The organism is Parendozoicomonas haliclonae (assembly GCF_900174585.1).
Classification (GTDB): Bacteria; Pseudomonadota; Gammaproteobacteria; order Pseudomonadales; family Endozoicomonadaceae; genus Sansalvadorimonas; species Sansalvadorimonas haliclonae.
On record NZ_FWPT01000001.1, the window covers coordinates 348,182 to 375,063 of the forward strand.

27 protein-coding genes and 1 other RNA gene are annotated in these 26,882 nt (G+C 52.1%); 18 read left to right on the forward strand and 10 right to left on the reverse strand.

Annotation, left to right across the window (positions count from 1 at the left end):
• Positions 1-361: 361 nt before the first annotated feature.
• Together EHSB41UT_RS01700 and EHSB41UT_RS01705 are read left to right on the forward strand one after the other, a co-directional pair.
• A complete protein-coding gene (locus tag EHSB41UT_RS01700) occupies positions 362-2,071 on the forward strand; it encodes an AMP-binding protein (protein WP_087106272.1) in 1,710 nt (569 codons plus the stop codon).
• A 148-nt stretch (positions 2,072-2,219) separates the two neighbouring features.
• Positions 2,220-2,567, forward strand: a complete 348-nt coding sequence (locus tag EHSB41UT_RS01705; RefSeq protein ID WP_133060355.1) for a hypothetical protein — start codon at positions 2,220-2,222, stop codon at positions 2,565-2,567.
• 7 nt (positions 2,568-2,574) lie between these two features.
• On the opposite strand, the gene EHSB41UT_RS01710 is transcribed toward EHSB41UT_RS01705, so the two are convergent.
• From EHSB41UT_RS01710 to EHSB41UT_RS01730, 5 genes are all read right to left on the reverse strand, one after another.
• Positions 2,575-2,985 carry a hypothetical protein gene (locus EHSB41UT_RS01710; RefSeq protein ID WP_087106276.1) on the reverse strand — a complete coding sequence of 137 codons (411 nt, stop codon included), beginning with the start codon at positions 2,983-2,985 and terminating at the stop codon, positions 2,575-2,577.
• Between the two features lie 171 nt (positions 2,986-3,156).
• A complete protein-coding gene (locus EHSB41UT_RS01715) occupies positions 3,157-3,729 on the reverse strand; it encodes a DJ-1 family glyoxalase III (RefSeq protein ID WP_087106278.1) in 573 nt (190 codons plus the stop codon).
• Between the two features lie 26 nt (positions 3,730-3,755).
• The gene (gene glpT / locus EHSB41UT_RS01720) at positions 3,756-5,138 is read right to left on the reverse strand and encodes a glycerol-3-phosphate transporter (protein ID WP_087106280.1); all 1,383 of its coding nucleotides are present in this window, start codon (positions 5,136-5,138) and stop codon (positions 3,756-3,758) included.
• A gap of 82 nt (positions 5,139-5,220) precedes the next feature.
• Positions 5,221-6,588 (reverse strand): glycerol-3-phosphate transporter, encoded by a 1,368-nt coding sequence (glpT, locus tag EHSB41UT_RS01725; protein WP_087106282.1) that lies wholly within the window; start codon positions 6,586-6,588, stop codon positions 5,221-5,223.
• Between the two features lie 146 nt (positions 6,589-6,734).
• A complete protein-coding gene (locus EHSB41UT_RS01730) occupies positions 6,735-7,766 on the reverse strand; it encodes an NADP(H)-dependent aldo-keto reductase (RefSeq protein ID WP_087106284.1) in 1,032 nt (343 codons plus the stop codon).
• 303 nt (positions 7,767-8,069) lie between these two features.
• Between EHSB41UT_RS01730 and rplM the strand changes: the two genes are divergently transcribed.
• From rplM to EHSB41UT_RS01765, 7 genes are all read left to right on the forward strand, one after another.
• Positions 8,070-8,498 (forward strand): 50S ribosomal protein L13, encoded by a 429-nt coding sequence (gene rplM / locus EHSB41UT_RS01735; protein ID WP_087106286.1) that lies wholly within the window; start codon positions 8,070-8,072, stop codon positions 8,496-8,498.
• 11 nt (positions 8,499-8,509) lie between these two features.
• On the forward strand, positions 8,510-8,902 hold the full coding sequence (gene rpsI, locus EHSB41UT_RS01740; protein WP_087106288.1) for a 30S ribosomal protein S9: 393 nt from the start codon (positions 8,510-8,512) through the stop codon (positions 8,900-8,902).
• A 333-nt stretch (positions 8,903-9,235) separates the two neighbouring features.
• Positions 9,236-9,832: a ubiquinol-cytochrome c reductase iron-sulfur subunit gene (petA, locus tag EHSB41UT_RS01745; RefSeq protein WP_087106289.1), complete on the forward strand. Its 597-nt coding sequence runs from the start codon at positions 9,236-9,238 to the stop codon at positions 9,830-9,832.
• Positions 9,832-11,046: a cytochrome b gene (locus EHSB41UT_RS01750; protein WP_087106291.1), complete on the forward strand. Its 1,215-nt coding sequence runs from the start codon at positions 9,832-9,834 to the stop codon at positions 11,044-11,046. Before petA ends, EHSB41UT_RS01750 begins: the two co-directional genes overlap by 1 nt.
• Entirely contained in the window at positions 11,046-11,813 is a 768-nt protein-coding gene (locus EHSB41UT_RS01755) for a cytochrome c1 (protein ID WP_087106293.1), read from the forward strand. The genes EHSB41UT_RS01750 and EHSB41UT_RS01755 overlap by 1 nt, the downstream gene beginning before the upstream one ends.
• A 181-nt stretch (positions 11,814-11,994) precedes the next feature.
• Positions 11,995-12,624 (forward strand): glutathione S-transferase N-terminal domain-containing protein, encoded by a 630-nt coding sequence (locus EHSB41UT_RS01760; RefSeq protein WP_087106295.1) that lies wholly within the window; start codon positions 11,995-11,997, stop codon positions 12,622-12,624.
• Between the two features lie 113 nt (positions 12,625-12,737).
• Positions 12,738-13,214, forward strand: a complete 477-nt coding sequence (locus EHSB41UT_RS01765) for a ClpXP protease specificity-enhancing factor (RefSeq protein WP_207626537.1) — start codon at positions 12,738-12,740, stop codon at positions 13,212-13,214.
• Positions 13,215-13,257: 43 nt separating this feature from the next.
• On the opposite strand, the gene EHSB41UT_RS01770 is transcribed toward EHSB41UT_RS01765, so the two are convergent.
• The 4 genes from EHSB41UT_RS01770 to EHSB41UT_RS01785 form a co-directional block, all read right to left on the reverse strand.
• The gene (locus EHSB41UT_RS01770) at positions 13,258-13,827 is read right to left on the reverse strand and encodes a BON domain-containing protein (RefSeq protein WP_087106297.1); all 570 of its coding nucleotides are present in this window, start codon (positions 13,825-13,827) and stop codon (positions 13,258-13,260) included.
• A 34-nt stretch (positions 13,828-13,861) separates the two neighbouring features.
• Positions 13,862-14,449 carry a phosphoheptose isomerase gene (locus EHSB41UT_RS01775; protein WP_087106299.1) on the reverse strand — a complete coding sequence of 196 codons (588 nt, stop codon included), beginning with the start codon at positions 14,447-14,449 and terminating at the stop codon, positions 13,862-13,864.
• A 100-nt stretch (positions 14,450-14,549) separates the two neighbouring features.
• A complete protein-coding gene (locus EHSB41UT_RS01780) occupies positions 14,550-14,933 on the reverse strand; it encodes a YraN family protein (RefSeq protein ID WP_087106301.1) in 384 nt (127 codons plus the stop codon).
• Positions 14,893-16,773 (reverse strand): penicillin-binding protein activator, encoded by a 1,881-nt coding sequence (locus tag EHSB41UT_RS01785; protein ID WP_165767119.1) that lies wholly within the window; start codon positions 16,771-16,773, stop codon positions 14,893-14,895. The genes EHSB41UT_RS01780 and EHSB41UT_RS01785 overlap by 41 nt, the downstream gene beginning before the upstream one ends.
• 143 nt (positions 16,774-16,916) lie before the next feature.
• Between EHSB41UT_RS01785 and rsmI the strand changes: the two genes are divergently transcribed.
• Positions 16,917-17,777, forward strand: a complete 861-nt coding sequence (gene rsmI / locus EHSB41UT_RS01790) for a 16S rRNA (cytidine(1402)-2'-O)-methyltransferase (RefSeq protein WP_087106305.1) — start codon at positions 16,917-16,919, stop codon at positions 17,775-17,777.
• Positions 17,778-17,792: 15 nt separating this feature from the next.
• On the opposite strand, the gene EHSB41UT_RS01795 is transcribed toward rsmI, so the two are convergent.
• Positions 17,793-18,419 carry a MarC family protein gene (locus EHSB41UT_RS01795; protein WP_087106307.1) on the reverse strand — a complete coding sequence of 209 codons (627 nt, stop codon included), beginning with the start codon at positions 18,417-18,419 and terminating at the stop codon, positions 17,793-17,795.
• A 94-nt stretch (positions 18,420-18,513) separates the two neighbouring features.
• Here EHSB41UT_RS01795 and rnpB point away from each other — a divergent pair.
• From rnpB to mraY, 8 genes are all read left to right on the forward strand, one after another.
• Positions 18,514-18,894: RNase P RNA component class A (gene rnpB, locus EHSB41UT_RS01800), an RNA gene on the forward strand.
• 405 nt (positions 18,895-19,299) lie between these two features.
• On the forward strand, positions 19,300-19,755 hold the full coding sequence (gene mraZ / locus EHSB41UT_RS01805; RefSeq protein WP_087106309.1) for a division/cell wall cluster transcriptional repressor MraZ: 456 nt from the start codon (positions 19,300-19,302) through the stop codon (positions 19,753-19,755).
• A 75-nt stretch (positions 19,756-19,830) separates the two neighbouring features.
• On the forward strand, positions 19,831-20,769 hold the full coding sequence (gene rsmH, locus EHSB41UT_RS01810) for a 16S rRNA (cytosine(1402)-N(4))-methyltransferase RsmH (RefSeq protein WP_087106311.1): 939 nt from the start codon (positions 19,831-19,833) through the stop codon (positions 20,767-20,769).
• 5 nt (positions 20,770-20,774) lie between these two features.
• Entirely contained in the window at positions 20,775-21,092 is a 318-nt protein-coding gene (ftsL, locus tag EHSB41UT_RS01815) for a cell division protein FtsL (RefSeq protein WP_165767120.1), read from the forward strand.
• Entirely contained in the window at positions 21,089-22,849 is a 1,761-nt protein-coding gene (locus EHSB41UT_RS01820) for a peptidoglycan D,D-transpeptidase FtsI family protein (protein ID WP_087106315.1), read from the forward strand. Before ftsL ends, EHSB41UT_RS01820 begins: the two co-directional genes overlap by 4 nt.
• On the forward strand, positions 22,849-24,357 hold the full coding sequence (locus EHSB41UT_RS01825; RefSeq protein ID WP_087106318.1) for a UDP-N-acetylmuramoyl-L-alanyl-D-glutamate--2,6-diaminopimelate ligase: 1,509 nt from the start codon (positions 22,849-22,851) through the stop codon (positions 24,355-24,357). Before EHSB41UT_RS01820 ends, EHSB41UT_RS01825 begins: the two co-directional genes overlap by 1 nt.
• Positions 24,354-25,799 (forward strand): UDP-N-acetylmuramoyl-tripeptide--D-alanyl-D-alanine ligase, encoded by a 1,446-nt coding sequence (locus EHSB41UT_RS01830; protein ID WP_087106320.1) that lies wholly within the window; start codon positions 24,354-24,356, stop codon positions 25,797-25,799. Before EHSB41UT_RS01825 ends, EHSB41UT_RS01830 begins: the two co-directional genes overlap by 4 nt.
• Complete coding sequence (mraY, locus tag EHSB41UT_RS01835) at positions 25,799-26,881, forward strand: phospho-N-acetylmuramoyl-pentapeptide-transferase (RefSeq protein WP_087106322.1); 1,083 nt, start codon at positions 25,799-25,801, stop codon at positions 26,879-26,881. Before EHSB41UT_RS01830 ends, mraY begins: the two co-directional genes overlap by 1 nt.
• Position 26,882 lies beyond the last annotated feature (1 nt).

Here is a 26,882-nt window from a genome sequence, read left to right on the forward strand (position 1 = left end):
CACAGGGTTGCGAAATTATTATTGTGTTTCCAGAAACGGCTCTGTGTAGCGTGTTTAAGTATGATCATTCGGACCCAAAAAAGTGCATTTTCTCGGGAAAAATACCAACAATCTTAGAATTAATACTTATTTCTCGCTATTATGGTCGCGTTCTGTGAGCTTAGGCTCGCAGACAGTCAGGGGGTAACCATTGACTGCCGGGCATGGGGGAAGTGGCGTATGTGTCAATTTCACATGTTTTTATGTGAGTGATGATCGCCCGGAGAAGGATGGCTTTGTGGCTGTATTGAATACAGGCAAGGTCACCGGTAGTGTGATGTTGCCGCGAAAATGATTTGATAACAAAAAAAGTGATTCGCTTATGGATGCTCAGTTCTGGAATGGTAAGCGTGCTCCAGGCGTTCAGGATACCGTTAACCCTGATAAATACGCTTCGATTCTTGAGGTTTTTGAAGAGTCAGTCCGCAAAAACGCTGATAAAGCCGCTTTCACGGGTATAGGCCATACCCTGACTTACCGGGATATTGACGAGCTCAGTACCCAGTTCGCAACCTATCTGCAAAATTACACCGATCTCAAGCCGGGAGACCGGATTGCTATTCAAATGCCAAACCTGCTTCAGTTCCCGATAGCCGTATACGGGGCACTGAAGGCAGGCTTGATCATTGTGAATACCAATCCTCTGTACACCGCTCGGGAAATGCATCACCAGTTCAATGATTCCGGTGCCCGCGCTCTGGTATTTATGGATGTGTTTGGACATCTGGTTGAGGAAATTATTACCGATACGCCGGTTGAACATCTGATTGTTACCAGTATTGCCGATTGTCTACCTGCGCCAAAACGCCCGCTGATCAACTTCGCCGCCAAGTATGTGAAGAAGATGGTTCAGCCTTACAACCTGCCAAGCGCAGTGCGTTTCCGTAAGGCTCTGAAACTGGGCACTGGCAAGAGCTATGTGCGTCCGGAGTCAGCCAAAGGTGACGATATTGCGGTACTTCAATACACCGGTGGTACCACTGGTGTAGCCAAAGGCGCGATGCTGACTCACCGCAACATTATTGCCAACATGATGCAGTCCAAGGCGCATCTCTCCCAGCTGGATAAAGATGGAAACCGCATCAACAAGCCAGGCGAAGAGATTATTGTGGCACCACTGCCGCTGTATCATATCTACGCGTTCACCGTGCACCTGATGGCTATGGTAGAGGAAGGTAATCACAACATTCTGATTGCCAACCCCCGTGATACCAGCATGTTTATCAAGATGATCAAGCCGTGGCAGTTCACCGGCTTTATTGGCTTGAATACTCTGTTTGTCAGCCTGATGAATCACCCGGAATTCAAAACCTGTGATTTCAGCAAAATGAAGCTGACCCTGTCTGGCGGTACGGCTTTGCAAGGCGACACCGGCAAGCGCTGGAAAGAAGCGACCGGCACGACCATCTCTGAAGCCTATGGTCTGACAGAGTGCTCCCCGGCTGTAACCATCAACCCGGTTCAGGAGCTGGCTCAGCCCGGCACTGTGGGTGTTCCAGTACCAAGCACTGCACTGAAAACTGTCGATGATGAAGGTAATGAAACCCCAATCGGCAAGCCTGGTGAACTGTGCGTGAAAGGTCCGCAGGTGATGAAGGGCTACTGGAAGCGTCCGGATGCAACCGCTGAGATCTTTGATGAAGACGGCTGGCTGAAGACTGGTGACGTGGCTGTTATCGCAGAGGATGGCTTCGTCAAGATCGTTGACCGTATCAAGGATATGGTTCTGGTTTCCGGCTTTAATGTTTACCCGAATGAAATCGAAGATGTTGTGGTTGGCCATGACGGTGTTGAGAACTGTGCCGTGATTGGTATTCCGGACAAGAAGACTGGCGAAGCCGTGAAGCTGTTTGTGATTCCTTCAGACAAGTCTTTGACTGAAGACGCTGTGCGTGAATACTGCAAACTGCATCTCACCGCCTACAAGGTTCCCAAGCAGATTGAGTTCCGTGATGAACTGCCAATGACTCCTGTTGGCAAGATCCTGCGTAAAGATCTGCGGGCAGAAGAGCTGGCCAAGCAGGCAAGCTGATAGTCTGAAAGCCAAAAATTTCTGGTAAAACCTGACAAGCCCATCCGTTATTCGGATGGGCTTGTTTGCTTTAAGGGTGCGGCTTTCAGCGTATTCTTTTCAGGATGTGTTCTAACCTTGGTAAAAGCAAAATTATCAGGGAGAGACAATGAGACGATCAGCTTTGAAACTGTCTGCACTTACGTTCGGTAGTGCTTGTTTATGGGCTGGCTTGGCAGTCGCCAAACCGGTTTATATTCATTCGATGTATCAAAGCGTGACCCGCCCTCCGGCCTTTATCTACTTGGATGTGACGCCTATGCCGAAGTCCAACTGCCCGCAGGCCAAAACAATTATTCTGCGCTGGGAGAGAACAGCTTTTCTTACGCTTTATGATTCCATGACCAAAAAGCTGCCGATCGAATTCACCAGTTTTCGACAGGGCTGTACGAATATTGAAGGGACGGATTATCTGGAAGCCTGGAATGTGAAGTTTCTTCCCAAGCCCAGCTCATAGCCTTAGATCAGGCGCTCTTTTTAGAATCCATGTCGGTGGATGATTCCGGGAAATAGTGTTTTAGTCGTTCCGGGTCATCCTTCAGTGCTTCCCGTGCCTCTTCGAGAGAGATCGGCTTAACGACCATGGTTTCTACTCTGAACAGATAAACCCGGGCAGAAAACCAGAACCAGTGTCCGCATTCGGTCAGGCTAAGAACCTTGAAGTCATGGGTTAGCGCTGGGCAGAAGGGAATAATCGTTTCGGAATAGTGCTGCTTGCAGACCGGATGGGACGACTTTCCGAAATAGCTGACATTGGCAATCACTTCATGCACCTGCTCAAATGCTGCTCCGGCTCTCTGATCCGCGAGAAAGTCAGCATAACGATTAACTATAAAGACCAGGCCCCCGACAGCGGCGAAAAATACAAGCTCCATTGTGTCCTCGTTCAGCAATGCTCACCACAGCCTTTGGCTGAATGCCGTGATGTTTGTGGCAGAAGGTTCTCGTTAATTAAATGCACGCTAATTAAATGAGTTCGACAGCTGACGAAATGTCTTTACAAGATTAGTAGAAGCCTTGGGAGGCTGCTGTGTCGTCAGGAAGCCTTATAAAAGATGCCAGGCACACATCTGCCGAGCGATAAGATCGGCCTTCTCTCTGCTTGCCAATACGGTGACCAGAGCCAGAGCAAACGACATGGCTGTGCCAGGCCCCTGGCTGGTAATAATCTTTTGAGCAGGATCGGTGATGACGGTTTTCAACTGATCCGGTTCCGGATTGGGAAGTTGATCCTGAAAGCTGGGATAGCTGGTGGCCGTCACGTTATCGAGCAGGCCGTGGTGTGCTAAAACGACAGCAGGAGCAGCGCAGATGGCTGCAATCCAGCGGTTCTCATTTTTTTGTGTTTTGAGAAGATGTGTCAGTGAAGTGCTGTCCCTCAGATTCTCTGCTCCGGGTATGCCTCCCGGAAGGGCAATCATATTCCATGATGTGCTGAGACATTCGGCAATCATCTTGTCGGCGGTAAGGGAAACACCTCTCGAGGCGGTGATGTTCGGGCTATGGCTACAGGAGGCAACAGTCACATCACATTCTGCTCTGCGCAAAATATCAATGATAGTGACGGCTTCCAACTCTTCAGTGCCATCGGCTATAGGGATAAGAATGCGCTTCGACATGGCAAAACCTTTGACTGCAGATTGGACTACCTGCTGAACTCCCTTGGCAGGCTCAACAGCATAAACAGGATAGCCATAATGCAGGAGGCTATCAGCAGCCAGAAGCCACCATCCCAGCCAAGCGTGTCGACAATAAAGCCCATGGCGACATTGGCCAGCATCGCGCCGCCGAGGTAGCCAAAGAGCCCGGTCAGACCTGCAGCGGTACCTGCCGCCTTTTTGGGAACCAGATCCAGTGCCTGTACACCGATCAGCATGACCGGGCCGTAAATTAAAAAACCAATGGTTATAAGGGCGATGTTATCGATGGCAGGGTTGCCGGCAGGATTAAGCCAGTAAACCAACACCGCTCCCAGAACCAGCAGCATGAACACAATATTGGCTGGTGCCCTTCGTCCGCCAAAGACGTGATCACTGAGCCAGCCACAGGCGAGAGTGCCGGGAATGGCGGCGAACTCAAAGGCGAACCAGGCCCAGCCTGACTGTTGAATCTGGAAGCCTTTGGCTTCGTTCAGAAAGGTGGGAGCCCAATCCAGTACGCCATAACGCACCAGATAGACAAAGGCATTAGCCAGTGCGATATACCAGAGTGTGGTGTTGTTCAGGACATGCTTGAGAAGGATTTCCCGTGTAGAGAGCTCCTGCTCATGGCTGCGATTATAGTGAGCGGTATAGTCATCGCGATGGTGTTCTATGGGAGGGAGGCCACAGGATTGTGGCGTATCCTTGACCAGAACCAGCGTAATGGCTGCCAGAAACAGAGCGCAGATACCGGGAATATAAAATGCACTTTGCCAGCTCGCGGTCAGAGCCACACCCCAAATAGCCAAGGGGCCGATCAGGCCGCCTCCTACATTATGAGCAAGGTTCCAGATCGCCATCTTGGAGCCGCGTTCGGATGGTGAAAACCAATGCACCATCACCCGTCCGCTGGCCGGCCAGCCCATACCCTGAAACCAGCCATTGATCATCAGGATGCCAAACATAATAGGGATGCTGGAAAGTGCCCAGGGAACAAGGCCCATAAAAATCATGGTGGCAGCGGTGAGGGCAAGCCCAAGAGAAAGAAAGCGCTGGGCATTGCTGCGATCCGAGATGGTGCCCATAACAAACTTGCTAAGGCCATAGGCGATAGCAACGCCCGACATGGCAAAGCCGAGCTCCGTCTTGGAATAGCCCATGGCCAAAAGATCAGGAATCGCCAGGCTAAAATTTTTTCTGACCAGGTAATAACCGGCATAACCAAGAAATATGCCCAGAAACACCTGCAGGCGAAGGCGCTTATAGGTGGGGTCTACATCGCTGGCGGTCAGTGGTGCAGCTGCAGGCGGTGGAGAGAGAAAACCCTGCCACCATGCCTCGGGCCTGTTGTTGGCGCAAACGTTGGCACTATGGTTTTTGGCTGGCATGGAAAGACGATCCCAGATTAAAGACTGAAATTAGACCGTCAGTCCCACTGCCACCAGTTTCGTTGTGTAAGGTTATGAAACCCTATTCAGGCACATCGTGACCGTAGAGCTCGGCTTTTTCGGTCTTCTCCTCTTTGAGTGTCAGGGCGACCAAAAGTGCCGCCATGATGCAAGAGGCGATCAGTACGATAAAACCGCCGCTCCAATCGAAGCTGTCCACAATAAAGCCCATGGCAATATTGGCGAACATGGCTCCGCCCAGATAACCGAACAGGCCAGTCAGACCTGTCGCCGTGCCCGCAGCTTTTTTCGGGGCCATATCAAGCGCCTGTACGCCGATCAGAACGACAGGACCATAGATTAAAAAGCCAACGACAATCAGGCAGGCGATATCAATAGCTGGATTGCCAGCCGGGTTCTGCCAGTAGATAAACACGGCGACGGCTACGAGCAGCATAAAGATGATATTGATGGGGGCTCTGCGACCATAGAACACCTTGTCACTCAGCCAGCCGGTAATCAGGATTCCAGGGATGCCGGCAAACTCATAGGCAAAGTAGGCCCAGCCGGTCTGGCTCATGGAGAAGTTCTTGGCTTCCTCCAGGTAGGTGGGGGCCCAGTCCAGCACTCCATAGCGCACCAGATAAACGAAGATGTTGGCGAAGGCGAGATACCAGAGCAGTTTGTTATTGAAGACATGCTCAAAGAATATTTCCCGAGCTGTCATTTCCCGCTCATGATCTTCTGAGTAGGACTTATGGTATTCACCGGTCCACTCTTCCACGCTTGGTAATCCACAGGATTGCGGTGTATCTCTGACCAGAAACCAGGTGACCAGTGCGAAAGCCAGAGCGACATAGCCGTGGAGAAAGATTTTGCTCTGCCAGTCATGGAATAAAAACACTGCAAGTATGGCGAGGGGGCCGACCAGTCCGGCGCCCACATTGTGTGCGGTATTCCAGATGGCCATCTTGACCCCGCGCTCACGAATGGTGAACCAGTGCGCCATTACTCTTACGCAGCTGGGATAGCCAATTCCCTGGAACCAGCCGCTCAGACATAGCAGAACAAACATGCTGGTAATACTGCTGGTGGCAATATCCGCTGTGCCCATAAAAATGGTGACCAAAGAGCTGATGCTGAGACCTAGCACAATAAATTTACGGGCGTCGCTGCGGTCCGAGACATTGCCCATTAAAAATTTACTGAGGCCATAGGCGAGAGATACGCCTGAAAGAGCAAATCCGAGTTGCGCCTTGGTATAACCAAGAGCAATCAGATTGGGCATTGCGAGGGAGAAATTTTTTCGGATGAGATAGTAGCCGGCATAGCCAATAAAAATCCCTATCATCATTTGCCAGCGCATTCTTTTATAGGTGTTATCAATATCCCGTTGAGGCAATCGTGGGATATGGGCTGGAGGTTTTAAAAAGTCCCTTAACAAAGCCATAGGCACTCACCCCGCATTTCGTGCAACAGCAGAGCTGCTAGTCCAGACCACGAAAGGGAATTGGGCAAGTTTTAATTAATAGGAAAAGAGTGGGGTTGATTCTGTGGTGTTTAAAACACCACAGAATTGGAAGGGAAGTATTTAAATCAGGCTGCGGGATCGGGGTATTGTCGATGAATCGCTTCAATGTCTTCGAGAACCTGATCAGAAAGCTCAAGGGTGACCGAATCAATATTATCCTTGAGCTGTTCCATGGTTGTGGCACCAATAATATTACTGGTCATAAAGCTGCGACTGTTAACGTAGGCGAGTGCCATCTGGGCAGGGTCGAGATTATTGTCACGTGCCAGCTCAACGTAAGCTTTAGTAGCCTTTTCCACACCGGGTGAGTTATAGCGTTTGAAGCGTGAATAAAGAGTCAGGCGAGCGCCTTCCGGGCGGGCACCATCCAAATACTTGCCGCTCAGTACACCCATGGCCAGTGGAGAATAGGCCAGCAGGCCAATATCTTCACGGTGGCTGATTTCAGCCATGCCCACTTCGTAGCTTCTGAATACCAGACTATAAGGATTCTGCACACTCACAGCTCTTGGCCAGCCACGCTCTTCGGCGATCTTGAGAAACTGCATGGTTCCCCAAGGGGTTTCGTTGGAAAGACCGATGTGGCGGATCTTGCCGGCTTTCACCAGTTCATCAATAACCTCAAGGGTTTCCTCGATTGGGGTAGCCTGCTCCTGTTCATTAAAGACAAAACCACGCTGACCAAAGTTATTGGTGTTACGGTCTGGCCAGTGCAGCTGGTAGAGGTCAATGTAATCAGTCTGCAGGCGGCGCAGGCTGCCATCGAGTGCGGCCGTCAGGTGCTTACGATTAAAGCGGCGACCGCCATCCATGTAAGCGAAGCCGGGGCCACAGATTTTTGTGGCAACAATGACATCGTCACGCTTGCCGCGTTTGTTCAGCCAGTTACCGATAATAGTTTCGGTATGGGTGTAGGTTTCCTCTTTAGGAGGGACCGGATACATTTCGGCGGTATCCAGAAAGTTCACTCCCCGCTCCCAGGCATAATCCAGCTGGGAAAAGGCCTCCTCCTGAGTGTTTTGTTCCCCCCAGGTCATTGTGCCCAGGCAAATCAGACTAACCTCTGTATCGGTACGGCCAAGCTTTCGGTATTTCATAGGAGTGATTCTTTGAATTGTGGGTTTTCCGGAAAATACATCCCATTATGGATGTTTTTACTGAAGGGTCACAGGCTGATAAGGGGAATCAGCAGGAGTAGTTGCGGAGAGTCCTGTTTTTCTGTAGCCCAGAGGGCTTCCCATATAAATTTGACTCGCTATAATAGCCGGCTTCGTTTCCCGCGAATGAGTGCCCAATGTTTGTTGCCGAGCCTGAGGGCCGTTATCGAGCCTGGTGCGGATCAACAGGGTAGGCGAACAGAAACCATCTCGCATGGCGAGCATTGAGGCGATAGGAATTAAATGAAAACCTTTAGCGCTAAAGCAGAAACCGCACGGCGTGACTGGTACGTCGTAGACGCGGAAGGCAAAACTCTGGGCCGTCTGGCTTCCGAGATTGCACACCGTCTGCGCGGCAAGCACAAGCCGGAATACACTCCACACGTGGACACTGGTGACTACATCGTAGTTATCAATGCCGAGAAAGTACGTGTAACTGGTAACAAGGCATCTGACAAGATGTACTACCGTCACACTGGCTTCATCGGTGGCATCAAGTCCATGAGTTTCGACAAGCTGATTGCCCACAAGCCTGAGCAAGTAATTGAGCTGGCTGTTAAAGGCATGATGCCTCGTAATCCTCTGGGTCGCGCCATGCAGCGCAAGCTGAAAGTGTACGCTGGTACTGAACATCCGCACACTGCTCAGCAGCCTCAGCAACTGGATATCTAACGGGGATTAATATGTCTGTTACTCAGAACTACGGAACTGGTCGCCGCAAAAACTCCACCGCACGTGTATTCCTGCGCGCTGGTACCGGCAACATCAGCATCAACGGTCGTACTCTGAACGAGTACTTCGGTCGTGAAACCTCCCGCATGGTTGTTATGCAGCCGCTGGAACTGGTTGAGATGACTGAAAAGTTCGATCTGTACATCACCGTTAAAGGTGGTGGTGACTCCGGTCAAGCTGGTGCTATCCGTCATGGTATCACTCGTGCCCTGATGGAATACGACGAGACCCTGCGTGGTGCTCTGCGTAAAGCTGGCTACGTTACTCGTGACGCTCGTATGGTTGAACGTAAGAAGGTTGGTCTGCACAAGGCGCGTAAGCGTCCGCAGTACTCCAAGCGTTAAGACCTGCTTGCTTATACCCTCTGGGTATATCGAGTACAAAAACGCCCTGCCTCTGGCAGGGCGTTTTTTTATGCCTGCAATTTATGCTCCAAATTGGTGCTTCCCTGATAAGAAAATGCCCGTGAAAAAGAAGACATACAAAAAATATGGTATTTCTTCCGGCTTAGCGCATTAACATTATGCAATAAAACCTATATTATTTCGGGCAGCGCGTAGGGCGATAAGGTGAATGCCTGTTGCTTGTTGATAAAAACGAAATTAACTACCATGCCCTCCGCTCCAATCCGGCAGGCATGCCGTACAAGCAATAAACCCTGGTGGGGAGAAAGCCGAATGAGTCAAGACGGCGTAAATGTGGGTCGGCGCCGCTTCCTGATAGGAGCCACATCGGTTGTCGGCGCGGCGGGAGCCGTGGGGGTCGCGACACCGTTTGTTAAGTCCTGGAATCCAAGTGCCAAGGCCAAAGCCGCCGGTGCACCGGTGCAAGTCAATATTGCCAAGCTTGAAATTGGTCAGCAAATCGTTGCGGAGTGGCGGGGGAAGCCAGTCTTCGTAGCACGTCGTTCTGACGAGATGCTGAACAATATTAAGGCTCTGGACGCCAGCGTCCTGGATCCTGAATCAAGCAATGCTGATCAGCAGCCTGAGTATGCAAAGAATGAGTACCGCTCTATCCGTCCGGATATTTTGGTGCTGGTGGGTCTTTGCACGCATCTGGGTTGTTCTCCGAAATTCCTTCCTGAGGTCGTTCCTATGGACTTCGATCCGGCCTGGAAGGGTGGTTATCACTGTCCGTGTCATGGTTCAAAGTTTGACCTGGCGGGCCGCGTCTACAAAGGGGTTCCTGCTCCTTCCAACCTGGAGGTGCCCCCTTACTCCTTCCAGGGCGATGACGTGCTGATAATCGGTGTTGACGAGGAGAGCGCCTGATGGGACCGAAACTGCTTGCATGGATAGATGAGCGTTTCCCGCTCACGTCCACCTGGGAGGCGCATCTCAGCAAATATTATGCGCCCAAGAACTTTAATTTCTGGTACTTCTTCGGCTCGCTGGCCCTGTTGGTTCTGGTTAACCAGATCCTGACCGGTATCTGGCTGACCATGAGTTATGTGCCAAGTGCAGAAGGTGCATTTGCTTCCGTTGAATACATCATGCGTGATGTGGAATACGGCTGGCTGCTGCGCTATCTCCATTCCACCGGGGCATCGGCATTCTTTGTTGTTGTCTACCTGCATATGTTTCGTGCACTGCTTTACGGATCTTACCGTAAGCCGCGGGAGCTGATCTGGATCTTCGGTATGGCCATCTATCTGGCGCTTATGGCAGAAGCCTTTATGGGTTATCTGTTGCCATGGGGGCAGATGTCGTACTGGGGCGCACAGGTAATTATCTCTCTGTTTGGTGCGATTCCGGTTATTGGTGCTGATCTGCAGCAGTGGATTCGAGGTGATTACCTGATTTCCGGTATTACCCTGAACCGTTTCTTTGCACTGCACGTTATAGCCCTGCCGATTGTGATTCTCGGTCTGGTGGTTATGCACTTGGTGGCACTGCACGAAGTGGGCTCTAACAATCCGGACGGTGTCGATATCAAGAAGTTCAAGGATGAGACCGGTAAGCCGCTGGACGGCATTGGTTTCCACCCTTACTACACCGTGAAAGATATCGTTGGTGTGGTGGTGTTCCTGTTTGTGTTCTGTACCGTGGTGTTCTTCTTCCCGGAAATGAACGGTATGTTCCTGGAATACGCGAACTTTGAGCCGGCCAACAGTCTGAAGACGCCTGATCATATCGCTCCAGTATGGTACTTCGGTGCCTTCTACTCCATCCTGCGGGCTATCCCTGACAAGCTGATGGGTGTTATCGGTATGGGTGGTGCGATCGCGATTCTGTTTGTGTTGCCATGGCTGGATCGGAGTCCGGTGAAATCCTGGCGCTACAAGGGTCCGTTCTTCCGTATCAACATTATTGTGTTCGGTATTGTGTTCATGATCCTGACCTGGTTGGGTACCAAGCCAGCGACTGAAACCTATACCTTGATCGCTCGTATCTGTACGGTTTACTACTTCGCTTTCTTCCTGCTGATGCCTTTCTATTCAGTTATGGAGAAAACCAAGCCAGTGCCGGAGAGGGTGACCGGATAATGAAAAAAATAACTCTGTTCAAAAAAGTTATCGCGGTATTGGCTCTGAGCGTGCCGATGGGGGCGTTTGCTGCCGGTGGCAGTGGCTATCCTCTCGATAAGATGGAGCCAAACCCGGCAGACAAGGCGTCTCTTCAGCGTGGTGCTCAGGTCTTCATGAACTACTGCTTTGCCTGTCATGAAACCAGTTATCAGCGTTATGAGCGTGTAGCGGATGATCTGGGTATTCCTCATGATCTGATGAAAGCCAATCTGATGCCGGCTGGCGGTAATATTGGCGATCTGATGAAGAATGGTATGGAGCCGGCCGAGTCTAAAGCCTGGTTCGGTACTACCCCTCTGGATCTGACCATGGTTGCCCGTGTTCGTAACCCGGATTGGCTGTACACCTACCTGCGCACCTTCTACATGGATCCAAAGCGTCCATGGGGTGTGAACAACAAGGTGTTCCCGGACGTGGGTATGCCACACGTACTGCTGGAGCTGCAGGGTGCTCAGATTGATACCTGTAATGGTCAGGTTGCTGAGCGTGACACTCTGACCGGCGAGAAGCTCTGTGGTCTGGAGCCGGATCCGTCGATCAAGGGCAGCATGACCCCTGAGCAGTTCGATCAGGCTATGTATGATCTGGTGAACTTCCTGGCCTACAGTGCCGATCCTGTGAAGATGGAGCGTGAGCGCCTGGGGATCTATGTACTGATTTTCCTGGCCATTTTCTTTGTTCCTGCCTATCTGCTGAAGCGGGAGTACTGGAAGGACGTTCACTAACTCCTATAATCTGGTACAATTCCGGATTGGCGCGTGCTTACCGTTAAAAATGGTAAGCACGCGCGTTTCATTCTTTGCATCAGTCACCATGCCAGATCATCATCTTCAGGATTGAATGAGAGTGTGGTTTTGTGTGGCTGGGCTTACCGTTTCACGAAAGACCTCAGGCGGGGGTAAATAGATGGGCGTAGTCGCCAAGCGTTCCTCAATGACCTTCTTCTCCGATCCGGCGGATCATTACTGCCATCGGGTTCGCATTGTTCTGGCAGAGAAGGGAGTTGCTGTCGATATTCAGGACGTTGATCCTAACGCCTTGCCTCAGGAACTTGCAGATATCAACCCATACAACACCGTTCCAACCCTGGTTGATCGCGATCTGGTGCTGTATGAGCCAAACGTAATGATGGAGTATCTGGATGAGCGTTTCCCTCATCCGCCGCTGCTGCCGGTTTATCCGGTTACTCGTGCGCAAAGCCGTCTGATGATGCATCGCATCCAGAAGGACTGGTGTGCACTGGCTGATACCATTCTGAATCCGGCCAGCAAAGAAGCTGCTGTCACCAAGGCCCGTAAAGAGCTGCGTGAAGGTTTGATCGGTATTTCTCCGATCTTCTCCGAAAAGCCGTTCTTTATGAGTGAAGAATTCACACTGGTGGATTGCTGTGTGGCTCCAGTGCTGTGGCGTCTTCCTATTATGGGTATCGAGCTGCCAAAGCAGGCCAAGGATATTCTGGCTTATGCAGACCGACTGTTTGAGCGTGAATCCTTCCGCGAAAGTCTGTCCGAAGTTGAAAAGGAAATGCGCGTCTAACGCTCATTTCTGATTTACACTGAAGGGAGTGGTTATACACTCCCTTTTTTGTTGCTGACTGTTTTTGGCTGCCATGTTTAGGTTGGCGATAGTTATCTGGTAGAGGTTGTTTCATGAGTATGACGAGCAGTCGTCCTTATATTATCCGGGCTTTGTATGACTGGATTGTGGAGAACGATTGTACTCCTTACCTTCTGGTGGATTCCCACTGGCCGGGAGTGCATCTGCCGGATCGCTTTGCGGATGATGATCAGGTGGTGCTGAATGTCTCACCTTTGGCTGTTCGTGAGCTGGAGCTGGGTAATGATGCAATCTCCTTTATGACTCGTTTTGGTGGTGTGGCCTATCACGTGTATGTGCCGTCGGATGGTGTGATGGCGATTTATGCCCGCGAGAATGGTCAGGGTATGGTGTTCGAGATGGATGCTTACCCAGAGCAGGAAGAGGGTGTGATTGTCGAGGATGCGCCTGTAGTGGAATCTGCGTTGAAGCCGGTTACTGCTCTAAAGTCTGTTGATTCTTCTGATGATGACAAGACGCCGCCTCCGCCAAAAGGTGGTGGTCGACCATCTTTGAAGGTTGTGAAATAAATAAGCCCGCGAAAGCGGGCTTATTTATTTGAAGGGTTTGAAATCAGCGGATGTATTCAAACACTTTCACGATTTTTTGTACGCCATAGGAATCGCGAACAAGGGCAACTGCCTGATCTGCTTCACCAGATGTAACCAGCCCCATTAAATAGACAATGCCATTCTCGGTAATCACTTTGACGCGAGAGGATGGGAACTCTTTTTCGGCAACCATGCGGCCTTTGATTTTGGTGGTCAGCCAGGTGTCGCTGGAGCGCACCAGGCTTGTGGTTGGTCCGGCAATCTCCAGTTCATTGATCACTTTGCGAACTTTCAGGGCCTGTTTAGCAATCGAGCCGGCTTCCTGTTTCAGCTCTGCGGTTGGCACCTGTCCGGCCAGCAGGACATAACCATTAAAGCTGACCACTACAATATGGCTTTTTTTAAGGTCCGGATTGGCCTTGTCGATATTGACGGCGACCACGGTTTCTATCCGTTGGTCATCCATCCAGGAGCCCCAGGTGCGGCTGCCCTGGTCTTCGTGTATTGGCCCTTCTTTTACGGCGGATACAGTGGTTGCGCAGCCATTCAAAACAAGCAGTGCACAGGCCACAAGTGGCAGTAAGATTTTCATATTGTTTTGTCCCTGTAATTACCGCTTTGCGTGCTTACTCAGCACTGCCAAAAAGATATTCATCGATCAGGTCGCACAGGCAGTGCAGGATCACCATGTGCAGTTCGTGGATGCGAGGCTCGCTTTGTGCCGGGGCGCGAATCTCGACATCTTCATTCTGCAATAGTCGTGTGCAGTTGCCACCATCCATTCCGGTCAGGGCGATAACGGAAAGCTCACGATCGTGAGCTGACTGAATGGCCTGAACCAGACTGGAGGATTGCCCGCTGGCGGAGATCAGCAGGAGCACATCGCCGGGCTGGCCCAGTGCACGAATCTGCTTGGAGAACACTTCGTGATAGCTGTAGTCGCTGGAGATGGATGTCAGCGTTGAAGTGTCGGTACTTAAGGCAATAGCTGGCAGCCCAGGACGTTCACGCTCATAGCGGTTAAGCAGGCTGGAGGAAAAAATCTGTGCCAGTGCAGCGGAGCTGCCATTGCCGCAGACAAGGATCTTCCCTTCATTAATTAATGAATGAACCATCAGCTCGGCCGCCTGGCCGATCAGTGGGGGAAGTTCTTCCGCGGCGCGTATTTGTGCATCAATGCTGTCCGAGAAGTGACTGGTTATGTGGTCAAGCATGTCACTGGGTCCTGGTGATCCGCTTTCGTCCGGAAAATAATGTTCTCAGACAGATTGTTTACCATGAAAACATTTCACAAAAAATATAGGTGTGATGCTTTCAGGCTCCAAAGGCGTTTTTTATCCAGCTTACCTTATTTCCCTTGTCAGGTGGTGATGCTGGCTGGATGGTGATTGTATCAAAACGGCAGGGAAATCTGTCAGTGAGTTTGAAAGTTTGCAAGTAATGTTGAGCTGTATTGCAGAGGCGCTTCTGTTTTTGGTGGTGAACGGACTCCGCTGCTGAGCCAAATTTCTCACCGTTTCGGTAACGGACTTCAACAAAAACAATGGTTTCCTGCTCCTGCATAACCAGATCGAGTTCACCCAGTTTGCAGGCGTAATTGCGCTCTCTAAGTTTCAGGCCCTCACTCAGCAGGTGAGCGAGAGCCTGATTTTCTGCGTCATATCCCTTCTTGTTCCTGATTTTGGATGTCCAGAACATCGATTTTAAAGTCCGGATTGAGGCTGGCTTCTTTGGTCAGGGTTGATGGTCGACCATTTCGGAAATATTGCCAGCTCAATTCACGGTTGACCTCTCGGGTCGGCGAGATAGTCAGCATGCCGGTGAGTCCGTACATCTTGGCGCCATCGGACTGAGCCAACTGTTCCAGACGGGGATAAATGCGCCAGGCATCTGCACCCAAAGCATAGAGTGGAGCGAGCGCGCTCTGGCTCTCTCTCCAGCTGGACTGGATGCTGGATTTGAGATTGGAGCGCTCGGTAAACCATGGCATCAGGGGGATTCGGATGTCGTTCAGATCGCGATCCTGAATGCTATCCACCTGGCCGCTGTACATGCTGGAGATGGTGTAAACAGGCAGGTTGTAGGCAAAGTAAAAATCCAATGCCGGCTTGAGCTGACGCCCCTGGGATGGGCTGCCAGCAACAAAGATCATATCGATATCTTCACGGCGTCTTGGCGTATACTCCACTTTTTGTCCCAGCAGGCGGCTGAGGCTGTTGGCGCGTTTGAAGCTGCCGTTGACCAGTAGAGCTTCACTGGTAGAGCTGTTGTAGTCGCCATTGCTTTTGTAGCTGTAAGGGGTGATGGTTTCTCCACCCAGGCGAACCCACTCCTCATTAAAGCTTTCTGCAACACGTTGCCCCCATTCGCTATCCACGGCCAGAATGATCGGGCTGCGATAGCCATCTTCCCAAGCGCGCTGTGCGGAAGTTTTGGCTTCGCTTTCTGAGGAGAGTCCCAGTTGGTAAATAGGAGCTTCAAAGCCTGCTTCGGAAACCTGGTTCAGGATCAGCCAAGGTACGGTTACGCTGGTCTGGCTTGCCAGAGCGTCACTGGCTACGCTGCGGCGCAGTGGGCCGATAATCAGTTCCGCACCTTCTGCCTGAGCCTGGGTTAACAGTGCGGCAGGGTTCTGTCCTTCGGTATCGTAAAAGGTCAGTTCAGGTTGCGTTATGTTGGTCGTGCGGGAGAAGGAGCTGTAGTAGGCGGCAAGCAGGCCGTCACGAACCGCACCTCCCGCAGCTCCTTGTGGGCCGGTTAGAGGCAAAAGCACAGCGATGTGTGCCGGCTTGTAGGCGGGTGTTGTTTGCAGGGCAATGATACTTGCTGGCAGGTTTTTATTAGCCTGGGAGTTAATCCAGCGCATCTGCCAGCTGGCAATTTCAGCCAGCTGCTGAGACAGCTCGGAAGGTGTCCGGTAGATGTCGGCAAGTTCCAGCCAGGGTTGCATGGCCGGATTAGTGTTGTTGCTAAGAAGCAGCTCAAGTTCTTCTGTCGGGAGTTGCAGCAGGTAGTCCCAGAGTTGGGTGTAGGTTTCTTTCGGTGTGGACGGGTTATCCAGAGCCTGACTAAGAATGTTGATGGCAATCTGGTACTGACCTTCCAGGCCAGCCAGTTGGGCGCTCAAAAGGTTGAATTTGCGTTGCAGCTGGGAAGGCAGGCGGTTGTAATCGACAGCATTCAGCCAGGCTTTGGCGGTAGTCGGCTGATTAAGCTTGATATAGCCTTGCGCGTTCAGCAGGCGAAACAGATTGTTGTCTGCGGCGGTCAGCTGGGATTCGTTAACAATGCTTAACAGGCTGACAGCTTCTTGCGGATTGCTGGAAATAAGCAGGTTGGCCGCTTTTAGGTAAAGTGCGCTGCGTTTTGGTTCGCGTGCCTGTTCGGCGGCTTTGATCAGCTGCTCACTGTTATTCTCTATGGCAGCAGTTGTGCCGGAGTCGATCTGTGTGCCCGGCTTTGGCTGGGACGAGCAGGCTGCCAGAAATGACAGGGGCAGCGCGAGTAATAAGATTTTGATCCAGTGCTGTGAACTCACGTTGTGGAGGCCCTTCTGGCAAAATGGGTGGATTAGCACTGGATTTTAACTGAGACGGTTCAGGGGCTCCACAGTCTCCGCAAGGTTTTCCTGGGTGATAATGCCCGGAATGGATTTGGAAAGGTTGGCAATAAGGTTTTTGTATGAGTGATAAAGCGGTAGCCGGTGAGCTCTATGTGGTAGCGACGCCGATTGGCAATCTGGCCGACCTGTCTCCAAGAGCGAAAGATATTCTGATGAGTGTGGATGTGATTGCGGCGGAAGATACCCGCCATACATCCAAGCTGCTTGGTCATTTTGGCATCCGTCGTCAGTTATTGGCCTGCCATGATTACAACGAACGTGAGCGCAGTGAGCAGATTGTAAAGCGTCTGCAGGCGGGTGAATCGGTTGCGTTGGTGTCGGATGCTGGCACGCCTCTGATCTCTGATCCGGGTTATCACCTCGTCAATGCTGTGCGTGAAGCAGGGTTGAAGGCTGTGCCGGTTCCGGGTGCCTGTGCGATGGTGGCGGCGCTGAGTGTGTCGGGCCTGCCTTCCGATCGTTTCTTTTTTGAAGGTTTTTTGCCGGCTAAGGGTTCCGGTCGGCGCAAGCGCATAACGGAATTGGCAGATTTTGCTCATACCTGGATCGTGTATGAGTCTCCGCATCGTATTACCGATATGCTGGATGATATGTTCACCGTTCTGGGTGGCGATCGTCGATTGGTGCTGGCCCGGGAGCTGACCAAAACGTTTGAAACAGTTTTGTCGGGCACGGTTGCCGAGTTGCAGAAGATTCTGGCAGAAGATACCAATCAGCAGCGTGGTGAGTTTGTCGTGCTGGTGCAGGGGGCGCCTAAGTCTGACATTCTTGATGAGGAAGTGACTGAGGAAGCTTTGCGAATTATGACGGTGCTGGTTGAAGAGTTGCCGTTGAAGCAGGCCAGCCAGATTGCAGCGAAACTAACCGGCCTTAAGTCCAAGCCTCTTTATAAGGCAGGGTTGGCATTAAAAGGCGACTGAGGTTTTTTAGCAACCTTAGTCTGGCGGCAAGGTCAGCCAGTGCAGGCTGGCCAGCCCCTCAATGCATATCTCGACGGCCAGTGCTGTTACCAGCAGTCCCATAACGCGAACCAATACTGCTGTGCCGTTCTCCCCCAATAGTTTGAAAATTCGATCAGCTGCACGCATAAGCAGCCAGGCAAACAGTAATACCATCAACATTAATAAGGCGGTAATGCTTTGCTCGATCGGAGGGTGGAGGCGGTTGTCCGTTAAAATAATAATGGCTGTTAAAGCGCCCGGGCTGGCCAGTGAGGGAATCGCTAATGGAAAAACAGCGACATCGTGACCGGGTTCGCTGTGTCCGCCTGTATATTCTTCCTGTTCGGGTTTGAAGATCATTTGCAGGCCGAATAAAAACAGTACGATTCCTCCAGCGATCTGAAATGCGCCAAGACGAATACCGATGGCGTGTAACAGCATTTGCCCGACCAGTAAAAATCCCAACATGATCAGTGCGCTGTAAAACGCAGCCCGCAAGGCGATGGCGGCCTTTTTCTCTGGCGAATAGCGGCGGGTTACGGAGAGAAAAAGAGGCAGGCTTCCGACTGGGTCGATGACTGCGAACAGCAGAATAAAGTCATGGGCAATGTTTGAGAGCATGGGGTGTTATTTACGCGTTTCGACCCGAAGTGGGAAAAATAGTCAAAATACGGGCTTGAGGCGCATCGGGGGTTCCGGTATTCTCCGCCGTCCGCAAGATGGCCGGACAGTCGCTGTTCTCAATTGTGTTTACATGGTTGGGGAGGGAGGAAAGTCCGGGCTCCACAGGACAGAGTGCCAGGTAACGCCTGGGGGGCGAAAGCCTACGGAAAGTGCCGCAGAGAGTAGACCGCCTAAATCAGCTTTGCTGATCGGTAAGGGTGAAAGGGTGCGGTAAGAGCGCACCGCATCGCTGGTAACAGCGCATGGCAGGGTAAACCCCACTCGGAGCAAGACCAAATAGGTGTTCTTTGGCGTGGTCCGCGCTGAACACGGGTAGGTTGCTTGAGGTGTACGGCGACGTGCATCCCAGATGAATGGCTGTCGAGGCTTCTTTGAAGCTGAACAGAACCCGGCTTACAGGCCATCTTGCGGGCCTTTTTTCTTTCAGGTGTTTTGGTAAACATCTGCCTTCTGCCAGTTTCATGGCTATCTTCTTTGCTTTTTCAGTTTGTTGTTGTCGGATTGATGCTGTTTGTCTTCTGTGAATCTTTTTTTATTTGTTAAGAAGATTCTCATCATCGACGGGCAGGCGCTTCATTTTGTTCAGGTTTTCCATTTTTACCCACTCGTTAATGTATTTGTAACTGCCTGATTTGCTGGGTTTTTGTCTGGTTTGTTGCGGTTTTGGCGGGGTTTTGCGTATTTCTATAGTGTGATACAGTGGGTCAGAGTGGATAAATGTGGGAAAGTTTGGAGGCCTGGGCCAAAGCACCCCTGAGCGGGTAAGCAGTCTTGAGCAGGTCAATGGCTTGAGCTGGTTAAACAGCGGGGAACGTTCGTGTTTCGTGGCGTAAATGCTCTCAATATGGATGCCAAAGGGCGGTTAGCTGTGCCGACACGCTACCGGTCTGTCCTGAGCGAACGCTGTGAAGGTCATTTGGTCGCAACGATCGATACAGAAGAGAAGTGTCTTCTGATCTATCCCGTCGATGAATGGGATCAGATTCAGGCCAAGATTGAATCCCTGCCAAGCTTTCACCCTATGACTCGCCGTATTCAGCGTCTTTTGATCGGACATGCAACTGATCTGGAAATGGACGCAAACGGTCGGGTATTGATTCCACCCCTGTTACGCGAATATGCCGGTCTGCAGAAAAAGACCGTGTTGCTCGGACAAGGGAAGAAATTCGAACTCTGGGATGAAGAGTGCTGGAATAAGCGGCGCGATGCCTACCTCCAGGAAAGTGATGGAGAAGGCGGAACACCTGAAGAGTTACAGACGCTTTCGCTATAGCGCCTCTGGGGGAACCCGCAGGCGCTGATGCTCGTTTTGTGGCGAGAGTGTCGTCGACAGATTGACGTAAAGAGTATGAGCAAAGAAGTACAAGACAAGCAGTTTCGCCATAAGACAGTGCTGCTTGATGAGGCTGTTGAATGTCTGATCGGTGATCAGAACGGTCTTTATGTAGATGGCACCTTTGGCCGTGGTGGCCATAGTCGTCTGATTTTGTCCGCTCTAGGAGAAGGCGGTCGTTTGATGGGTATTGATAAAGACCCGGAAGCGATTGCAGTGGCGGAACAGTTGATGGCGGAAGATCAGCGTTTCCGTATCTGCCACGGCTCCTTTGCCCGCATTAAAGAGTTTGCCGGCGAAGAGAAAGTGGACGGTATTCTGCTGGATCTTGGTGTCTCATCCCCGCAGCTGGATGATGCCAGCCGCGGCTTCAGCTTTATGAATGATGGTCCGCTGGACATGCGGATGGATACCAGTCGTGGCATGAGTGCTGCTGATTGGCTGGCAACCGCTGAAGAAGATGAGATCACTGATGTGATCAAACGCTTTGGCGAGGAGAAGTTCGGACGCCGGATGGCCAAGGCCATTATTGCCGAGCGTCAGGTAACACCGATTACCACGACCGCGCGACTGGCCAAGATTATTGCGGAGGCCAATCCGGTCTGGCCCAAGAAAATACATCCGGCCACCAAAGCATTTCAGGGTATCCGGATTTTCATCAACAGCGAGCTTGATGATCTGGAGCGGGTAATGGAAGACAGTCTGGAGTTGCTGAAGCCTGGTGGCCGACTGGTCATCATCAGCTTCCACTCACTGGAAGACCGCATGGTTAAGCGTTTTATCCGTCGCCACGAAAAAGGTGACGAGGTACCAAGCTGGGTGCCTCTCACCGATGAACAGCTGAATCGCAAGCTGAAGAGTGTAGGTAAAGCTAGAAAACCCGGCCCTGTGGAAGTCTCCGCCAACGCCCGGGCCCGCAGTGCAGTAATGCGGGTTGCGGAGCGTCTGGCGTAATGAGCATGGATGAGATCAGGCGCTGGCTGGATGCCACTCCGCTGCTGGTGCTCCGGCAGCAGATCAGCGCGCCTGTCTTGATTTTGTTTTTACTGGTTCTGATGTCGGCTGTTGGGGTGACCTATACGGCTTATCTGAACCGGCAGGCATTTCATCAATTGCAAACCCAATTGATGGAAAAAAATGCCTTGCAGGAAGAGTGGGGACAGCTGCTTTTGCAACACAGCACGCTGACCTCCCATGGACGGGTCGAGACTATCGCCCGTGATCAGTTAAACATGGATGTGCCCGGGCAAAGCCGGGTATTGGTGGTGCAGCCATGACTGCTGTCGCCAGGGTAAAGGATGACAAAGCAACCGTGAAAAAGGACGCGCAGACGGTTTCTTATACCGGCCGCTTTCGCCTTGTTCAGGCCGTTATGGTGCTGGCGCTGCTGGTTGCCTGTGGCCGTGTTGCATTTCTGCATACGGAAGATCGCTCGTTCCTGAAAGGTGAGGGCGATAAGCGCACGGTGCGTGAAGAGGTTTTGCCTGCACACCGCGGCATTATTTTTGATCGCAATGGTACGCCACTGGCGGTCAGTACTCCGGTTATCTCACTCTGGTTTGATGGCCGCATCCTGAAAAAGGATGAGCCCAAGTTGCCGGATTTGGCCAAAGCGCTTGGGATGCCGGAGGATGAGCTCAAAACCAAGGTGGCCAACAGCGCCAAGCGCGGATTTGTGTACCTGGGGCGGCAATTCAAACCCCGTGAAGCTAAAGCGGTGTTGGGTCTAAAGGTTCCCGGTGTTTATGGACAGCCGGAGTACAAACGTTTTTACCCGGCTGGTGAAGTGACTTCTCAGCTGATTGGTCTGACCAATATTGATGATAACGGTCAGGAAGGCATTGAGCTGGCACTGGATGAGTGGTTGTCCGGTACCCCTGGAGAAGTTCAGGTTATCAAAGATCGTAAAGGTCAGGTGATCCGTGAAGCCGATGTGCTGAAGAGCGCTGAACCGGGCAAAGAGGTCAAGCTCAGCATTGATCTGCGACTCCAGTATCTGGCGTACCGGGAACTGTTAAAGGCGGTTCAGGAACACAAGGCCACTGCGGCATCTCTGGTGATGCTGGATGTGAAAACCGGTGAAGTGCTGGCCATGGTGAATCAGCCTTCATTCAACCCGAATAACCGGGGCGCAATGAATATTGCTGCGCTGCGTAACCGGGCGATTACCGACCAGTTTGAACCTGGCTCTGTTATCAAGCCATTTGCGATTGCGGCAGCGCTGGAGTCTGGTCGGTATCATGCCAACAGCACGATCAAGCTGTCTCCGGGACGGCTGCGGGTTGGACGGGATACGGTTAAGGATCCAAGGGATTACGGTACTCTGGATCTGGCAGGAATTTTGGCCAAGTCCAGTAACGTAGGTATGACCAAGATGGCACTGGATATCGGTGCCGAACCGCTGGTGTCGATGTATCAGCGGGTTGGTTTTGGTCAGTCCACCGGGGTGATGTTTCCGGGTGAAAGTCTCGGGGTTATTCCGCTGAGACCCAAGTGGCGGCCAATTGAGACCGCCACTATCTCGTATGGTTACGGCATTACCGTAACCACGCTGCAGTTGGCTCAGGCCTATGCAGTGCTGGCGAATAAAGGTGTGTCTGTTCCGATCAGCATTATCCGGCAGGATGTGCCGGAGGTGGGCGAGCAGGTGATGGCGCCTGAGATTGCTGATGCCGTGCTGGATATGATGGAAACGGTCGCCAGCCGCGATGGTACGGCCCGCCGGGCACGCATCAAAGGTTACAAAGTAGCCGGCAAGACCGGGACTTCCAAGAAGCTGGAAGCCGGTGGCTACTCGGATGACAACTATATTTCCCTGTTTGCTGGCGTGGCGCCGGCAGACAATCCCCGCGTGGCGGCGGTCATCATGGTGGATGGCGCCAGTGCGGGGGCTTTTTATGGTGGCGTTGTGGCAGCTCCGGTGTTTTCCCGGGTTGTCGAAGAAGCCTTGCGTGTTCTTGGGGTTCCCCCGGACAGCGCAGGCATCAAGCAGATGCTGGCTGACAACGTTAAAAACTCCAGGAATGAAGGTTAATGACTGATTTCATAAAGGAAAATCGTCTGACCCTGAATCGGCTGCTGGCCTGGCTGGGACTTCAGCCGCAAGCGGCTGATACTGCGTTGTCGGGCATTGCCACCGACAGCCGCAGGGTTCGCAGTGGCGATCTTTTCCTTGCTCTGCCCGGTCTGGCATCCGATGGGCGTGATTACATAGAAGCTGCCGCAGCTCAGGGAGCTGCCGCGATTCTTGCTGAAGGGGGGCGGGAGTTGCCCGAGCCCGGTATTCCGGTTGTGGCTGTGGATAACCTTCATACCCAGGCTGGTGATCTGCTGGATAAGGCGTTTGGTCATCCCACCGGTGAGGTAAAGGTAATCGGTGTCACTGGAACCAATGGCAAATCCTCCACAGTTCATTTCCTCGGTTGCCTGCTGGATAAGCTCAGCAGCGGCTGTGGACTGATGGGAACCCTTGGGCAGGGCCGTGTCGGTGAGCTTCAGGATATGGGGAACACAACGGCTGACCTGTTGAGTACCCAGCGCTTTATGGCGGATATGCGTGACCAGAAGGTTGGCTGGGTAGCGATGGAAGTTTCCTCCCATGGTCTGGATCAGGGGCGCACCCATGGCATCAGCTTTGATACGGCAGTCTTCACCAATCTGACCCGCGATCATCTGGATTACCACGGTTCCATGGAAGCTTACGCTGAAGCCAAGGCGCTTTTGTTTAACCGTCCCGGTCTTAAGTATGCGGTGATCAATCTGGACGATGAGTGGGCAGAGACGATTCGCAGCCGTGTGCCTGCGAGCGTGCAGTGCCTAGCAGTCTCTCTGGAAAACCCTTCCGCTGATATGTACCTGGAAAATATCCAGCTTCACCCTCAGGGAATGGCCGCAGATATCGTCTCTCCATGGGGCAAAGGGCATCTGGAAAGTGGCCTGCTTGGGCGTTTTAACCTCAGCAACCTGTTGGGCGTTATTGGTGTGATGGGACTGCAGGGCTTTGCACTGGATGATGTGCTGAAGGCTGTTCCTTCATTGACCAGTGTTCCTGGTCGCATGGAGTGCTTTGGTGGTGGCGATCAACCTACGGTGGCTGTGGATTACGCCCATACCTCTGATGCTTTGAAGAGTGTGCTATCTGCTCTGCGAGAGCACGGTGGCAAGAATGTGATCTGCGTGTTTGGCTGCGGCGGTGATCGTGATCGTGGCAAGCGTCTTTTGATGGCGCAGGCCGCCTGTGCCGGCGCTGATAAGGTGGTCATCACCACAGATAATCCGCGTTCTGAAAATCCCGAAGCGATTATTGATGATGCGCTCTCTGGTCTGAACGGGCATCAACTGGAAAAGGTGACCGTTGTCGTTGATCGTGCCCAGGCCATTCGACAGGCTATCACTGATGCATCCGCTGGTGATGTTGTTTTGATTGCCGGCAAGGGCCACGAAACCTATCAGGAAATTATGGGCGTCCGTTACCCGTTCAGTGACGTTGAAGAAGTTCGCAATGTTCTTTCTGGAGTGACTCTCGCGGGAGGTGAGGCATGATTGCAGCAAAGACTCTATCTGAGCTGGCCGGCGCGCTTCCGGGGCAGTTGCTTGGCAGTGATGCAACGATCACCTCGATCAGCATTGATACTCGTACCGTTGAACCGGGGCAGCTGTTTGTTGCGATCAAAGGCCCGAACTTTGACGGCCACAACTATGTTCAGGCGGCCCTGGATAAAGGTGCGGCTGGCGTGATCGTCAGTGAAGATCGTGGTGCTCACCCTGCGGTGCTGGTAAATGATACAGAAAAGGCTTTAAGCCAGACCGGCGTTCTAAATCGCGATGCGTTCCAGGGCACGGTTCTTGGGGTGACTGGCAGCAGTGGTAAAACCTCTGTGAAGGAGATGCTGGCAGCGATTTTCAGCCAGGTTGCGCCAACGCTTTCTACTGTCGGTAACCTGAATAATTATTACGGCGTGCCTGTCACGCTTTCCAGGCTCACAAGCGAACATCAGTTTGCTGTTATCGAGATGGGAACCAACAGTCCGGGTGAAATTGCTCACCTGACTGAGATTGTTCGTCCTCATATCGCCATTGTGAATAACGCCAGTATTTCCCATGTGGCGGGTCTTGGCAGTTTGATGGGCATTGTTGAGGAAAAGGGTGCGATCTTTGATCACCTGACTTCCGAAGGTACGGCCATTGTGAATCTGGATGACGCACATTGCGGTGTCTGGATTGAACGCATTGCGAAAAATGCCGGCTGTCGTGTATTGAGTTTCAGCCTGAAAAACGAATCTGCAACCAGCTGGCCATCGGATATCACCACCGATGAAGAGGGTATGCACTTCACCCTCAATTTGGCAGGCAAGAAAACCCAGGTGAATCTGCAGTTCTGGGGTAAGCATCAGGTTGCCAATGCCTGTGCTGCAGCGGTGATGGCCCATGCGGCCGGTCTGGATATTGAGACTATTGCTGCTGGTCTTGGGGCAGCGCGCCCTTACGCCCGTCGTGGTCAGCGTTTCCGTTCTGAGAACGGGGCGATGATTATTGATGAAAGCTACAACGCTAATCCGGATTCTACCAAGGCCTCCATTGATGCCCTGGCGGACTGCAGCGGTTACCGCATGCTGGTTCTGGGTGAACTGTCTGCTGAACATTATCTGAATCGTGATGAAGGCATCCGCATGCATCGCGAACTGGGTGAATACGCCAGTCAGGCCGGCATTGATCATGTGCTGACCTGTGGTGAACTGTCGGCACATGTGCATGACACTTTCAGCGGCGAGGGGCAGCACTTCTCTGAGAAGAATGCCCTGATTGATTGGCTGAAGCCGCATCTGAATGCTGGTGTGGTGGTACTGGTTAAAGGCTCCATGCTGACTGGCATGAATGATGTCGTGACCGCCTGTATCGCCAAAACCGAACCATCTATACATTCTCATTTAAGTTCTGACTCAGCTCAGACGGCCAGTGCGGCCGGAACCATGGAGGGAGCCTGATGCTCTACTGGCTCGCGGACATTCTAAGCAGCTATTACAGCGGCTTTGGGGTTTTTAAATATCTGACCCTGCGTGCAATTCTGGGTGTGCTGACGGCACTGGCGTTCTCGCTGGTGTTCGGTCCGGTGATGATCCGTAAACTCAGCTTCTACCAGATTGGTCAGGCGGTGCGTGATGATGGTCCGCAATCCCATCTGAGCAAGGCTGGCACCCCAACAATGGGTGGTGCGCTGATTCTTGCCGCGATTACTATCAGTACCCTGCTGTGGGCCAACCTGAATAACCTCTATGTGTGGATTACTCTGGGCGTAACGCTGGCATTTGGTGCCATCGGCTGGGTGGATGACTATCGGAAGGTGGTTGAGAAGAACTCCCGTGGTCTGCCGGCCAAGTGGAAGTATTTCTGGCAATCCGTGTTTGGTCTTGGTGCTGCGTTGGTTCTTTATCTCACACCGCAGGCTCCTGTTGAGACGGCTCTGATTGTTCCTTTCTTCAAAAACGTAGCGATTCCTCTCGGTGCCTTCTTTGTTGTACTGACTTATCTGGTCATTGTCGGTACCAGTAATGCGGTGAACCTGACTGATGGTCTGGACGGTCTGGCAATTATGCCAACCGTTATGGTGGCGGCAGCACTGGGTATCTTTGCTTACCTGAGTGGTCACAGTGAATTCTCGACTTATCTGAATATTCCGCATATTCGAGGCTCCGGCGAGCTAGTAGTGTTTACCGCCGCAATTGTTGGCGCGGGGCTCGGCTTCCTCTGGTTTAACACCTATCCGGCTCAGGTGTTTATGGGCGACGTAGGTGCGCTGGCACTGGGTGCTGCACTGGGCGTGATTGCGGTTATCGTTCGTCAGGAGATTGTGCTGTTCATCATGGGCGGTGTGTTCGTTATGGAAACCGTCTCCGTAATCTTGCAGGTGGCTTCGTTTAAGCTGACCGGTCGTCGTATTTTCCGGATGGCACCGATTCACCATCACTTCGAGCTGAAAGGCTGGCCGGAACCTCGAGTGATTGTACGTTTCTGGATTATCAGCCTGATTCTGGTGCTGATTGGTCTGGCAACCCTGAAACTGCGTTAAA